This is a genomic window from Corynebacterium sp. LK2590 (genome assembly GCF_040946105.1).
In the GTDB taxonomy this organism is placed as follows: domain Bacteria; phylum Actinomycetota; class Actinomycetes; order Mycobacteriales; family Mycobacteriaceae; genus Corynebacterium.
Genome location: NZ_JAYWMH010000001.1, coordinates 385,237 through 398,908 on the forward strand (window position 1 = coordinate 385,237; position 13,672 = coordinate 398,908).

Genomic DNA, 13,672 nt, shown 5'->3' on the forward strand with positions numbered 1-13,672 from the left:
CTTAGCACTCGACCTGGGTGACGGAAAAGCCCATGGTCTTGGCCAGGCCGCCGAGGGAGGTCTCCTTGTACTTGGTGAGCATGTCCCGGCCGGTTTCCGCCATGGTCTGCACGGCGTTGTCGAGGGAGACGTAGTGCGTGCCCTCGCCCAGCATGGCCATGCGGGCGGCGTTGATGGACTTGACCGCGCCGATGGCGTTGCGCTCGATGCACGGGATCTGCACCAGGCCGCCGACCGGGTCGCAGGTCAGCCCCAGGTTGTGCTCGAGGGCGATCTCCGCGGCGTTTTCGATCTGGCGGGCGTTGCCGCCCAACAGCTCGCACATGCCGGCCGCGGCCATCGCGGAGGCCGAACCGACCTCGCCCTGGCAGCCGACCTCGGCGCCGGAGATGGAGGCGTTTTCCTTGATGATGGTGCCAATAGCCCCCGAGGTCAGCAGGTAGCGGCGGGCGTCCTCGCGGGTGAAATCCGCCATGAAGTCGCGCGCGTAGTGCAAAACGGCGGGGATGATCCCGCAGGCGCCGTTGGTGGGCGCGGTAATGACGCGGCCGCCGGCGGCGTTTTGCTCGTTGACGGCCAGGGCGTAGAGGTTCGTCCACTCCATCGCCGAGAAGCCGCAGGAGGGATCCTCCTGCTTGTCCAGCAGGGTCTGGTAGACCTGCGGGGCGCGGCGCGGCACGCGCAGCCCACCCGGCAGGGTGCCCTTGGTGGAAATGCCCTCGGTCACGCACTCGCGCATGGTGTCCCAGACGGTGTCGAGGTGGCGCAGGACGTGGTCCGCGCCGCCGGAGCTGCGGTGGAGCACGGCCTCGTTGGCCAGGACGATTTCCCACACCGGCATCTCGTGGGCCTCGCACAGCTCGAGCAGCTCTTCGCCCGAGGTAAACGGGTAAGGAACCCGGTCCTCGACGGCGGCCGCGGCGACACCGGCGGGCACCTCGCTGGTGGCTTCCTTTTCCGCCTCCAGCTCCGCGCGGGAGAGGATGAAGCCGCCGCCCACGGAGAACCACTCTTGGCCCGTGGCGATCTCGTTGCCCGCGGCGTCCCAGGCGCTAAAGATGAGGCAGTTCGGGTGCTCCGGTACCGGCTCATTGTTGAAGCTGATCTCGAACTCGAGGCTGCCCGCCGGGCCGGACACGCTGCCCTCGGAGGGGATGGGGCTGGACGGATCCGGCTCGGCGTCCAGCGGCACCGTCAGCGGGGTCCAGCCGGCCAGGCCCAGGATGACCGCGCGGTCGGTCGCGTGCCCGCGGCCGGTCGCGGCCAGGGAGCCGCGCAGCTCCGTGTGGACACGCGCGGGCAGCTGGGGCAGCGAGTCGATGAACGCCTTGGCGGCGCGCATGGGGCCGACGGTGTGGGACGAGGAGGGCCCGATCCCGATGGAGAAGATATCAACGACGCTAATTGTCATGTTGAGTTCAAGCCACCTTTCTCTGAGCGAACAGACGTGGATTGTAACTTAAGGGGAAAGTTGTCTCGCCCCAGTCTACGTGACGAACCCCACAGTGGGTGTGTGAGCTACTTCTCCGGGTTCTTCGTGTCCTGCTCGCTCGTCGCGGCGTTTGGGCTGACGTCGACAAACCCGGTCGCATCGCGCACGTCCGCGCCCGGTTCGGGGGCAGTGGCAGCGCTGGCCTCGGGTCCGGGGCTTGCTTCGGTCTCGCCGCCGAGGAGCTCGCTCATGGGGGTGAAGTCGTCCTCGTAGTCGATCCCGTTGCGGCGTTGGTTTGCCGAACGCGTGTCCGCGGGGGAGGCGGACAGGCCGCCCACCCGGTCCGTCGGTGTCACGATGAGGTCGGCCAGCTGCTCGGCGGCCTGGCTAATGCGGTTGGGGCTAAGTCCCCCGTGGCCGGCCTCGCCGCCGACGGGGGCCGCGCCGTAGTCCTCCGTGGCGCGGTAGATACCCGTGGGGACGACGACAGCGTGCAGGTAGTTCATCAGCGGACGCAGGGCGTAGTCTAGGATGAGCGCGTGGCGCGAGGAGCCGCCGGTCGCGGCGATGAGGGTGGGCATGCCGGTGATGGCCTGCGGGTCCAGGGTGTCGAAGAACATCTTGAACAGCCCGGAGTAGCTGCCCTGGAAGACCGGGGTGACCGCGATGAGCGCGCTGGCGGAGCTGAGCAGCCGGCGGGCATCGTCCAGCGCCGGGGTGGCCGCGCCCCAGTTGGTCATGGCGTTGGTCAGATCCTGGGCCAGGTTGCGGGCCTCAATGAACTCGATGTTAAGGCCCTCCCCGCGGGCGGTGACGCGGGCTTCGGTGGCCGCGGCGAGTTCCTCGCCCAGCTGGCGGGTAGTAGAGGGGGTGGACAGGCCGGCGGTCACGACCACGAGGGTGTGCACGGTAAAAACCTCCTTGGGTTGGTATACGGGGCCGGTGAATAGGGCGGGGGCTAGGTTCCTGGCAGTTTAGCTATCCTCGCCGGGGTTGACGCGAAAGTGCGGCGAATCCGGGATGTTGCGCAGGCTGGCGTGGGTCGGCGGATCGGAGGGGACGTGATCCGGGCGGCGCTGCTCGAAGCGGCGGCGCAGCTCCGGCACGACCTGGGTGCCCAGGCGCTCAATCTGGTCGAGGACGACCTCCTGGGGCAGGCCGGCGTGGTCGATGAGGAAGAGCTGGCGCTGGTAGTCGCCCACCCAGTCGGCGAACTGCATGGTGCGCTCGATGACCTGCTCGGCGGTGCCGACGGTCAGCGGGGTCATCTCGGTGAAATCCTCCAGCGACGGCCCGTGGCCGTAGACCGGGGCGTTGTCGAAGTAGGGGCGGAAGAAGTCCTTGGCCTCCTGCTCGGTGTCCGCGATGAAGACCTGGCCGCCCAGGCCCACGATGGCCTGGTCCTCCCGGCCGTGGCCGTACTTGGCGTAGCGGCGGCGGTACATGTGCACCATCTTGGCCGTGTGTTCCTTGTTCCAGAAGATGTTGTTGTGGAAGAAGCCGTCGCCGTAGTAGGCGGCCTGCTCGGCAATCTGCGGCGAGCGGATGGAACCGTGCCACACGAACGGCGGGATACCGTCCAGTGGGGCGGGCGTGGAGGTAAACGCCTGCAGCGGGGTGCGGAACTTGCCTTGCCAGTTGACGGAGGGCTCGCGCCACAGGCGGCGCAGCAGGTGGTAGTTCTCCACGGCCAGCGGGATGCCCTGGCGGATGTCCTTACCGAACCACGGGTAGACCGGGCCGGTGTTGCCGCGGCCCATCATCAGGTCGACGCGCCCACCGGACAGGTGCTGCAGGAAGGCGTAGTCCTCGGCAATCTTGACCGGATCGTTGGTGGTGATAAGCGTTGTCGAGGTCGACAGCTGCAGACGCTTGGTCTGCGCGGCGATATAGGCCAGGTGCGTCGTGGGCGAGGACGGGACAAACGGCGGGTTGTGGTGCTCGCCGGTGGCGAAGACGTCGAGGCCGACCTCCTCAGCCTTGAGCGCAATCTCCGTCATGTTGCGGATGCGCTCTGCTTCCGTGGGGGTGGTGCCGTTGGTCGGGTCCGTGGTCACATCGCCAATGGTGAAGATGCCGAATTGCATGGTGGGATCCTTTCTCGATCAACTATCTATGACGTGTCAACAAAATCTCGAGGGGAGTTATTCCCACTCCACGGCCTCTAGCAAAACACCAACGTCAGACTGGGTAATCACGCGGATGGGGCGCTGGGATTTCTCGCCGGTCTCGGTGATAATGAGCGCGAAAGGCAGGGAGCCATCGCGCGCCGGGGAGGTTAGGGCATCGATAGCCGCCTGCGCGCCCACCGTCTTCGGCAGAAAGACCGCCCGATCGGTGTTTTCCGCCCGGTCCAAAACGTCGGCCACCGTGCGGGCGTCGATGGTCTGGTTATCGCCCAAATCAGCTGCCACCCAGTGCGCGATGGTGTTGGTGGTCAAAAGCTGGCGGAAGCTGCCGGAGTCATAGACCGGCAACTGCGAAAACCCGTGGGTACGGATGAGCTCCAGCGCCGAGAGCAGCGAGTCCTCCGGTGTTACCGTCTCCACCTTCTGATCCCCCAGCCGCGCCACCGCGCCGGGCGGGTCCAGCAGGAGGTCGCGCAGCCGCTCGATTTGGGAGATCACCCGGGGATTTGGCTCAGCAATCGGCGCGCCGTCGTGGTAGCGCCCGTGGGAGATGGCGTTGCGCAGGCTCGTGTAGTCGTGCAGGGCCTCGGCCTGCTGGGCGTTGAGCAAGTGCTCGTGCCGGGCGGAGTCGATAAGCCGGCGGAAAGAGTCCCCGTCCCGGGCCTTGAGCCGGGCTCGGAGGTGTTGCTCGATGTCGTTGAAAGCAGCGATAAAGCGGTGGGCGCCGTGGCCGGAGTGCGCGTCAGAAGTCATGGCCCCCAGTGTAGAGCCCGGAGTAGCTCGTGCCGCCGGGCGCGGCAACGGGGGGGCGGACAGGAATTGGGCAGACTAATGCCCCGGTGCGGTATCCCGCCCGGGGCCTAAGTCGGTTACTGAGCTAGTGGCTTATTTGTAGGCGCCGCGGCCCAGGGTGTCGCAGGACTTCATGGAGCCGGTCTGGTAGCCGGCCAGGAAGGACTCCTGGCGCTGCTCGGAGGTGCCGTGGGTAAAGGAGTCGGGATCCACCTGCCCGCCGGAGCGGGACTGAATGTTGTCATCGCCCACCGCGCGGGCGGTCTCGATCGCCTCGGCGACCTGCTCCTCGGTAATGGGCTCCAGAAGGGCGTCCTCGCCCTTGTCCGCGTGGGAGGCCCAGATGCCGGCGTAGCAGTCGGCCTGCAGCTCAATCTTGACCGCGTTGGAATCCTCGCCCGGGTCGTCGTAGTTCGACAGCCCCAGGGTGTCCTCGAGGTTCTGGATGTGATGGCCGAACTCGTGGGCCACGATGTACATCTGCGCCAGCGGGGCAGAGGAACCACCGAAGCTTTCCAGCTGCTGGAAGAAGGAGGTGTCGAAATAAGCGGTGTTATCCGCCGGGCAGTAGAAGGGGCCGGTCGCGGCAGAGGCGGCGCCGCAGCCCGACTGGGTGGCCTGCTCGAAAACCACGCGCTCCGGCTCGGTGTACTCGATACCGGCCTGCTCCGGCAGGACCTCGCTCCACACGCGGTCCAGGGACACGCCCGTGAAATCCACGCGGCAGTCGTCGTACTTATTGCCGTCCTCCGGGGTCTGGCAATGATCCAGCTGGCCGCCGGCTTCTGCCCCGGAGCCGGACTGGGACGCCGGTTCCTCGGAGCCGAGCAGCCCGCCCAGCTGCCCCGGGCTGCCGCCCAGCAACAGGTAGAGGCCGATCAAAACCACGGTGCCCAGGCCGCCGCCGGCCGCTACGACACCGCCGCGCCCGCCACCGCCGGTACGCGCCCGTTTACCACTAATGTCACCGCCACTGCGAAATGTCATGGCTTAAGTGTGCCATGCCCGAGCCCTATCTACCTCTTTAGCGTCCGAAAATTCCCGCGCGGAATCCGGGATTGGGCCGGGCAGGGACGGCTGAAACGGTAGGCGAGGGTCGAACAAAGTCCACGTAAAGGCGGGGTTCCACCGGAGGCCATACCGGATAACGCTCAGCGCCTAGCGCCGGCAGGTGGGGGATAAGTCACTGCCGCTTGCCGTGGGTGGGTAGACTGAAAACGTCAACTTCTGCCTCCCTTCGCCGGGCTGGCCGCTGGGACGCCGCGGGCGCTGCGTGATGCGCGCTCAGCGGTGCCTGCAGCGCGCCGGGCTTGGGGTGTGCGGAAGCTACCGAGGAAGCTATGTGTGAAGGGATTTGAGCAACAGTGCTGCGTACCCATTTGGCGGGCGAGCTCCGCAAGGATATTGCCGGCGAGACAGTAACGCTTACGGGGTGGGTGTCTCGCCGCCGTGACCACGGCGGAGTTATCTTCATTGACCTGCGTGACCGGAGCGGTCTGGCGCAGGTAGTCTTCCGCGAGTCCGAGGTCGCCGAGCGCGCCCACGACCTGCGGTCCGAGTACTGCATCAAGGTCACCGGCGTGGTCGAGGCCCGCCCGGAGGGCTCGGAGAACCCGAACCTGCCCTCCGGCGAGATCGAGGTCAACGTCACCGACCTGGAGGTGCTGAACAAGTCGGCGGCGCTGCCGTTCCAGATCGATGATCCGTCGACCTCCGGCGAGGTCGGCGAGGAAGCGCGCCTGCGCTACCGCTACCTGGACCTGCGCCGCGAGAGCCAGGGCAACGCCCTGCGCCTGCGCTCGGCCGCCAACCGCGCCGCCCGCCAGGTCCTCGACTCCCACGACTTCACCGAGATCGAGACCCCGACCCTGACCCGCTCTACCCCGGAGGGCGCGCGCGACTTCCTCGTGCCGGCCCGCCTGAAGCCGGGCTCCTGGTACGCCCTGCCGCAGTCCCCGCAGCTGTTCAAGCAGCTGCTCATGGTCGCCGGCATGGAGCGCTACTACCAGATCGCGCGCTGCTACCGCGACGAGGACTTCCGCGCCGACCGCCAGCCGGAGTTCACCCAGCTGGACGTCGAGATGTCCTTCGTGGACCAGGACGACGTCATCGCCCTGGCCGAGGAAATCCTGGTCGCCCTGTGGAAGCTCATCGGCTACGACATCACCACGCCGATCCCGCGCATGACCTACGCGGACGCCATGAAGTACTACGGTTCCGATAAGCCGGACCTGCGCTTCGACATCAAGATCGTGGAGTGCACCGACTTCTTCAAGGACACCACCTTCCGCGTCTTCCAGAACGAATACGTCGGCGCGGTCGTCATGGACGGCGGCGCCTCCCAGCCGCGTCGCCAGTTCGACGCCTGGCAGGACTGGGCCAAGCAGCGCGGCGCCAAGGGCCTGGCTTATATCACCATCGCCGAGGACGGCACCCTGGGCGGCCCGGTGGCCAAGAACATCACCGACGCCGAGCGCGAAGGCATCGCCGAGCACGTCGGCGCCAAGCCGGGCGACGCCATCTTCTTCGCCGCCGGTGACACCAAGTCCTCCCGCGCCCTGCTGGGCGCCGCCCGCGGTGAGATCGCCCGCAAGCTGGACCTCATCAAGGAAGGTGACTGGGCGTTTACCTGGGTCGTCGACGCCCCGCTGTTCGAGCCGGCCGCCGACGCCACCGCCTCCGGCGACGTGGCCCTGGGCCACTCCAAGTGGACCGCCGTGCACCACGCCTTCACCTCGCCGAAGCCGGAGTGGATTGACTCCTTCGACGAGAACCCGGGCGAGGCCACGGCGTATGCCTACGACATCGTCTGCAACGGCAACGAGATCGGCGGCGGCTCCATCCGTATCCACCAGCGCGACGTCCAGGAGCGCGTCTTCAACGTCATGGGTATTGGCGAGGAGGAGGCCCGCGAGAAGTTCGGCTTCCTGCTGGACGCCTTCGCCTTCGGCGCCCCGCCGCACGGCGGCATCGCCTTCGGCTGGGACCGTATCGTCTCCCTGCTGGGTGGCTTCGACTCCATCCGCGACGTCATTGCCTTCCCGAAGTCCGGCGGCGGCGTCGACCCGCTGACGGATGCTCCGGCCCCGATCCCGGCCGCGCAGCGCAAGGAGACCGGCGTGGACTTCAAGCCGGAAAAGAACGCCAAGGCGGACAAGGAAACCAAGCCGAAGGCGCCCGACTCGACGGATAACTAAGGCGGCACGCCCCGGGCCACGCGGTGCGTGTTCCGGGGCTTAACGCTTACCCCAGGAGGAGATTTTAGGTGGAGACTGCACAGCCCGACCAGCAGGCAATTGTCGCCTTTGCTGAGGACTTATTGTCCAACCGGTTCGGGGGAACGCAAAAGCTCAGCGACGTCGAAGCCTTGGTGGGGTCCGGGCATGCGGTCGTGCTGCGGGCCCGCGTGGCCAACTCCCCGTTCCTCCCGCATCGGTCTGTGGTCATCAAGCACAACCCGGCCACGGGCTACGCCGTCGACGACGCCGCCTTCCTCCGGGAGATCGTGGCCTACCAGTTCACCAACTCCCTGGCGGCGGACGTCCGCCCCGGGCCGGTGCTGCTGGCGCACGACGTGGACAAGCGCGTGGTGGTGCTCACCGACTCGGGCAACACCGACACCTTCGCCGAGGCCCTCGAGTCCGCCGACGCGGACGTGCGGCGAACGCTGCTGCGCTCCCTGGGCGCGGAGCTGGGCCAGATGCACGCCGGCACCGCCGACCGCGAGCAGGACTACGACCTGCTGCTGTCCCGGATGCTGAAAAAGCACCCGGAATACGCCGAGAACCAGGTCATGCGCGACAAGGCGCTCTATGACTCCATCTACCGTGGGGTGACCATCGCCGAGGCCGCCGGCCTGGAGGTCCCCGAGGAGGTCAAGGACCTGGCGGACCAGGCGGCCAAGTCGTTGCAGTCCGGCCGCTACCGCGCCTTCACGCCCTTTGACCTGTCGCCGGACAACATCATCGTGGCCGACAACATCCACTTCCTGGACTACGAGTGGGCCGGTTTCCGCAACGTCGGCTTCGACGTCGCCTGCGTCGTCGCCGGCTTCCCGCAGTTCCTCTTCGCCCAGCCGGTCTCCGACGCGGAGGCCGACGTCTTCATCGAGGCCTGGGCCCGGGAGGTCCACAGCCTGTGGCCGCAGTTTAAAGACGCCGGCCAGGTCCAGCACCTGGTCACCGCCTGCCTGGTCGGCTGGGCCTTTTCCAGCCTGACCACCATGTCCGCCGGCGGGGTAGAGGTGCTCGCCGCCGTGCTGCGCGGCCACGAGGAAATCCCGCTCGGCCCGGAGCAGTCCCTCCTGCGCACCGCTGAGCACGGCCCGTTCAGCGACGACGAGCTGCTCATCCGCCGCGATCTCTTCGAGACCTTCGAGGCCCTGTCGCGCTTTGCCAACCGCTGCGAGGACGGCGACTGTCGCCCGGCCGCCGACTTCGGCGCGGTCGTAGCCCAGCGCCTGCGCGAGCCCGGCCAGCGCTAGATCGGCGCGGCGCGGACCCCGGCGTTGCCGCCCCGGATGTTGTAGAAGAAAGTGAGGTGCCAGCCACCGTGGCTCAAGAAGATCTCTTCGGTGGGATTTCCCCGACCCCGGAATCCGAGCAGCCCAGCGGGCTGGCCGGCCGCGGGCAGCAGATGTTTAGCACCCACGCGGGCTCGCCGCTGGCCGCGCGCATGCGCCCGCGCACCCTGGACGAGGTCGTCGGCCAGAAACACCTGTTAGACCCCGGCAAGCCGCTGCGCCGGCTGGTGGAAGGCTCCGGGGAGGCCTCCGTCATCCTCTACGGCCCGCCGGGCACGGGCAAGACCACGATCGCCTCCCTGATCGCCAGCGCGATGGGGCAGAATTTCGTGGGCCTGTCCGCGCTGGACTCCGGCGTCAAGCAGGTCCGCGAGGTCATCACCCAGGCCCGGCACGAGGCCGCCCGGGGCGCGCGCACCGTCCTCTTCATTGACGAGGTGCACCGCTTTTCCAAGACGCAGCAGGACGCGCTGCTGGCGGCGGTCGAAAACCGCACGGTCCTGCTGGTCGCCGCGACCACGGAGAACCCGTCGTTCTCGGTGGTCTCCCCGCTGCTGTCGCGCTCGTTGCTGCTGCAGCTCAACCCGCTCGGCGACGAGGATCTTAAGACACTGGTCGACCGGGCGGTAGGAGACGAGCGCGGCCTGGCCGGCCGCATCACCGTGAACGCCGAGGCCCGGGACCAGCTGGTGCTGCTGGCCGGCGGCGACGCGCGCCGCGTGCTGACCTACCTGGAGGCCGCGGCCGAGGCCGTGCCCGACGGCGGGGAGCTGGATACCCAGACCATTAAGGACAACGTCAACAAGGCGGTGGTGCGCTACGACCGCGACGGCGACCAGCACTACGACGTCGTCTCCGCGTTCATCAAGTCGATCCGCGGCTCCGATCCGGACGCGGCCCTGCACTACCTGGCCCGCATGATTGAGGCGGGGGAGGACCCGCGGTTTATCGCCCGCCGGCTCATCGTTCACGCCTCGGAGGACATCGGCATGGCGGATCCGACCGCGCTGCCGACCGCCGTGGCCGCCGCCCAGGCCGCCCAACTGATCGGCCTGCCGGAGGCCCGGATCCCGCTGGCGCAGGCCACCATTCATCTGGCCACGGCGCCGAAGGCGAACTCGGTCATCGGCGCTATCGATGCCGCCCTGGACGACGTGCGCGCCGGCAAGTCCGGCTTCGTGCCCGCCCACCTGCGCGACGGCCACTACGCCGGGGCGAAGGACCTGGGCAATGCCGTGGGCTATGTCTACCCGCACGACGATCCGCGCGGGGTGGTGGCCCAGCAGTACCTGCCGGACACCTTGGCGGACGCGGTCTACTACCAGCCCACCGATCACGGCGCGGAAAAGCGCGTGCGCGGTTTCCTGGGCCGCCTGCGGGACATCGTCCGCGGGCGCGGGCGCGGCTAGCGGCCGAGCAGGGACGAGCCGGGGCTAGCGCGGTGCCGGAGCGGCGCGCGGTACAGCCGGTGGGACGGGGCGATTCGGGCGTCCCGAACTTCACCCACAGCTGTGGGGCGGGTAAAGTTGAGCGCTGTTACTGACGTTAGTCGATAATCAAAGGAAGTTACCTGGTGAAGACCCACGAGATTCGGGAGCGCTTTACTGCGCATTTTGTGAAGAAGGGCCACGAGCCCGTCCCCAGCGCCTCGCTGATCCTGGACGATCCTAACCTGCTGTTCGTCAACGCCGGCATGGTTCCCTTCAAGCCCTACTTCTTGGGCCAGCAGAACCCGCCTTTCCCGAACGGGCTGGCTACCTCCATCCAGAAGTGCGTGCGCACCCTGGACATCGAAGAGGTCGGCATCACCACCCGCCACAACACCTTCTTCCAGATGGCCGGCAACTTCTCCTTCGGCCAGTACTTCAAGGAAGGCGCTATCACTAACGCGTGGGAGCTGCTGACCAACTCGGTCGACGACGGCGGCTTCGGCCTGGACCCGGATCGCCTCTGGGTCACCGTCTACGAGACCGACGACGAGGCCGCCAGCATCTGGCACGACAAGATCGGCGTGCCGGAAGAGCGCATCCAGCGCATGGGCATGGAGGACAACTACTGGTCCATGGGCGTGCCCGGCCCCTGCGGTCCGTGCTCCGAGATCTACTACGACCGCGGCGCCGAATACGGCAAGGAAGGCGGCCCGGCGGCGGACGACAACCGCTACATGGAGATCTGGAACCTGGTCTTCATGCAGAACGAGCGCGGCGAGGGCAACGGCAAGGGCGATTTCGAAATCGTCGGCGAGCTGCCGAAGAAGAACATCGATACCGGCCTGGGCATCGAGCGCGTCGCCTGCCTGCTCCAGAGCGTGGATAACGTCTACGAGACGGACCTGCTGCGCCCGGTCATCGACGTGGCCGAGGAGCTGACCGGCTCGAAGTACAACTCGAACCACGAGGACGACATCCGCTTCCGCGTTATCGCCGACCACTCCCGTACCGGCATGATGCTGATCCTGGACGGCGTGACCCCCTCCAACGAGGGCCGCGGCTACATCCTGCGCCGCCTGCTGCGCCGCATCATCCGCTCCGCCCGCCTGCTGGGCGCGACCGGGGAGACCATCGAGCGCTTCCTGACCACGGTCATGGACACCATGGAGCCGTCCTACCCGGAGATCGGCGACAACCGCGAGCGCATCCTGCGCGTGGCCAAGAACGAGGAAAAGGCCTTCCTGAAGACCCTCGAGTCCGGCACCTACCGCTTCGACGAGGCCGCCGCAGCCGTTAAGGCCGCCGGCAAGAAGACCCTGCGCGGCGAGGACGCCTTCGCGCTGCACGACACCTACGGCTTCCCGATCGACCTGACTCTGGAGATGGCAGCCGAGGCCGGCCTCGAGGTCGACATGCCCGCCTTCGAGGCCGCCATGGCCGAGCAGAAGGCCCGCGCCAAGGCCGACAACCGCGCCAAGAAGCACGAGCACACCGACGAGTCGCTCTACCGCGAGTGGGTGGACAACCAGCCGACCGTCTTCACCGGCTACGAGGAGCTGAGCTCCGACGCACAGGTCATCGGCCTGGTGCGCGACGGCGAGAAGGTCACAGAGGCCGAGGTGGGCGACCAGGTCGAGGTCATCCTGGACCAGACCCCGCTCTACGCCGAGTCCGGCGGCCAGATGGCCGACCGCGGCCGCCTGGTGGCAGGGGAGACCACCCTGCAGATCGACGACGTGCAGAAGATCGGCAAGAAGCTCTGGGTCCACAAGGCCACCGTCACCGCCGGCGGTCTGGATCTGGGCACGCGCATGACCGCGGAGGTCGACGCCGCCTGGCGCCACGGCGCTACCCAGGCGCACACGGCCACCCACCTCATCCACGCCGCGCTGCGCCAGGTGCTGGGCCCGACCGCGGTCCAGGCCGGTTCTATGAACCGCCCGGGCTACCTGCGCTTCGACTTCAACTTCACCGACCAGCTCACCGAGGCCCAGATGGAGGAGATCGCGCTTATCACCAACCAGGCGGTGGACTCCAACCTGGCGGTCAACACCATCGAGACCTCCCTGGAGGAGGCCAAGGCGATGGGCGCGATGGCCCTGTTCGGCGAGAACTACGGCCGCAACGTCCGCGTCGTCGAAATCGGCGGGCCGTTCTCCATCGAGCTCTGCGGCGGCACCCACGTGGGCGCCTCCTCCCAGGTCGGCCCGGTCTCCGTGCTGGGTGAGTCCTCGGTGGGCTCCGGCGCCCGCCGTATCGAGGCCTACACCGGCCTGGATGCGTTCAAGTACTTCTCCAAGGAAGCCGCCCTGGTCGAGGGCGTGTCCCGCGACCTGAAGGTCCAGACCGAGGAGCTGCCGGAGCGAATCGCCCAGCTGAGCGAGAAGCTCAAGGCTGCGGAGAAGGAAATCTCCACCCTGCGCAAGGCCCAGCTGCAGGCCCAGGCCGCGGACTTCGTGGCCGCCGCCCGCGAGGTCAACGGCTTCCAGACCATCATGCTGCGCCTGCCGGAAGGCACGGACGGCAACGACCTGCGCACCGTGGCTACCGACCTGAAGAACCGCCTGAAGGACCGGGACGGCGTTATCGCGCTGGGCGCGAAGAACGGCGAGAAGTTCTCCTTCATCATCGCCGCGACCCCGTCCGCGGTGGAGCGCGGTGTGAAGGCCGGCGACATCGTCAAGCTCTACGGCGAGTACGTCGACGGCCGCGGCGGCGGCAAGCCGGACATGGCGCAGGGCTCCGGCCGGCTGGCCGAGGGAGCCGAGCGCGGCTTCGAGGCCGTCAAGGACATGCTGGAAAGCCTGTAAGCGCTATGGCGAAAGTCACACCGGATGCTCCCGGCCAAGACGACCCCGGCCCCGGCCGGCGTCTCGGCGTGGACGTCGGCACCGTCCGAATTGGGGTAGCAGTCAGCGATCGCGACGCGCGCCTGGCTACCCCCGTGGAAACTGTCACCCGGGTGACCGGGTTCAAGGACCGCGACGGTGCGGACATCGATCGGCTCGTTGAGCTGGCCGAACAGTACCAGGTAGCGGAAGTCGTCGTGGGCCTGCCGCGAGATTTGCAGGCCAACGGCTCCAAGAGTGTGAAGCACGCCAAAGAGATCGCGTTTCGTATCCGTCGCCGTTTGGCGAAGTCTGAAACCATGGTTTCGTTAGCACCTGTCAGATTGGCGGATGAGCGTCTCACCACGGTGGTCGCCACTCAAGCCTTGCGTGCCTCTGGAGTATCTGAGAAAAAGGGCCGTAAAGTGATTGACCAAGCCGCTGCTGTGGAGATCCTCCAGAGCTGGCTGGACGCCCGCGCTCGGGTATTATCCGATAACCAGAATGACGCAAACCAATAAAGCCTTCGAACTCAGGAG

The 13,672-nt window shown here is 67.4% G+C and carries 10 protein-coding genes; 5 read left to right on the forward strand and 5 right to left on the reverse strand.

Translation table 11 applies throughout. The annotated features are described in order from the left end of the window. Position 1: 1 nt before the first annotated feature. The 5 genes from VVR85_RS01800 to VVR85_RS01820 form a co-directional block, all read right to left on the reverse strand. Positions 2-1,411 carry an L-serine ammonia-lyase gene (locus tag VVR85_RS01800; protein ID WP_368519247.1) on the reverse strand — a complete coding sequence of 470 codons (1,410 nt, stop codon included), beginning with the start codon at positions 1,409-1,411 and terminating at the stop codon, positions 2-4. A gap of 107 nt (positions 1,412-1,518) precedes the next feature. Then, entirely contained in the window at positions 1,519-2,340 is an 822-nt protein-coding gene (locus VVR85_RS01805; protein ID WP_368519248.1) for an FMN reductase, read from the reverse strand. A 66-nt stretch (positions 2,341-2,406) separates the two neighbouring features. Beyond that, entirely contained in the window at positions 2,407-3,519 is a 1,113-nt protein-coding gene (locus VVR85_RS01810; protein WP_368519249.1) for an LLM class flavin-dependent oxidoreductase, read from the reverse strand. A gap of 57 nt (positions 3,520-3,576) precedes the next feature. Further along, entirely contained in the window at positions 3,577-4,314 is a 738-nt protein-coding gene (locus tag VVR85_RS01815; protein ID WP_368519250.1) for a CBS domain-containing protein, read from the reverse strand. 132 nt (positions 4,315-4,446) lie between these two features. Further along, entirely contained in the window at positions 4,447-5,340 is an 894-nt protein-coding gene (locus tag VVR85_RS01820; RefSeq protein WP_368519251.1) for a neutral zinc metallopeptidase, read from the reverse strand. A gap of 377 nt (positions 5,341-5,717) precedes the next feature. Between VVR85_RS01820 and aspS the strand changes: the two genes are divergently transcribed. The 5 genes from aspS to ruvX all read left to right on the forward strand — a co-directional run bounded on the left by aspS (position 5,718) and on the right by ruvX (position 13,654). Continuing rightward, positions 5,718-7,550, forward strand: a complete 1,833-nt coding sequence (gene aspS, locus VVR85_RS01825) for an aspartate--tRNA ligase (RefSeq protein WP_368519252.1) — start codon at positions 5,718-5,720, stop codon at positions 7,548-7,550. Between the two features lie 68 nt (positions 7,551-7,618). After that, a complete protein-coding gene (locus VVR85_RS01830; protein WP_368519253.1) occupies positions 7,619-8,836 on the forward strand; it encodes a phosphotransferase family protein in 1,218 nt (405 codons plus the stop codon). 68 nt (positions 8,837-8,904) lie between these two features. Further along, positions 8,905-10,284 carry a replication-associated recombination protein A gene (locus VVR85_RS01835; protein ID WP_409338158.1) on the forward strand — a complete coding sequence of 460 codons (1,380 nt, stop codon included), beginning with the start codon at positions 8,905-8,907 and terminating at the stop codon, positions 10,282-10,284. Positions 10,285-10,448: 164 nt separating this feature from the next. Continuing rightward, positions 10,449-13,115: an alanine--tRNA ligase gene (gene alaS / locus VVR85_RS01840; RefSeq protein WP_368519254.1), complete on the forward strand. Its 2,667-nt coding sequence runs from the start codon at positions 10,449-10,451 to the stop codon at positions 13,113-13,115. A 5-nt stretch (positions 13,116-13,120) separates the two neighbouring features. After that, the gene (ruvX, locus tag VVR85_RS01845; protein ID WP_368519255.1) at positions 13,121-13,654 is read left to right on the forward strand and encodes a Holliday junction resolvase RuvX; all 534 of its coding nucleotides are present in this window, start codon (positions 13,121-13,123) and stop codon (positions 13,652-13,654) included. Positions 13,655-13,672 lie beyond the last annotated feature (18 nt).

What these genes read in the sequence shown, in the direction of transcription:
- VVR85_RS01800 (WP_368519247.1), bottom strand. Translation starts at nt 1,411, where the DNA reads ATGACAATTAGCGTCGTTGATATCTTCTCCATCGGGATCGGGCCCTCC.
- VVR85_RS01810 (WP_368519249.1), bottom strand. Translation starts at nt 3,519, where the DNA reads ATGCAATTCGGCATCTTCACCATTGGCGATGTGACCACGGACCCGACC.
- VVR85_RS01815 (WP_368519250.1), bottom strand. Translation starts at nt 4,314, where the DNA reads ATGACTTCTGACGCGCACTCCGGCCACGGCGCCCACCGCTTTATCGCT.
- VVR85_RS01820 (WP_368519251.1), bottom strand. Translation starts at nt 5,340, where the DNA reads ATGACATTTCGCAGTGGCGGTGACATTAGTGGTAAACGGGCGCGTACC.
- ruvX (WP_368519255.1), top strand. Translation starts at nt 13,121, where the DNA reads ATGGCGAAAGTCACACCGGATGCTCCCGGCCAAGACGACCCCGGCCCC.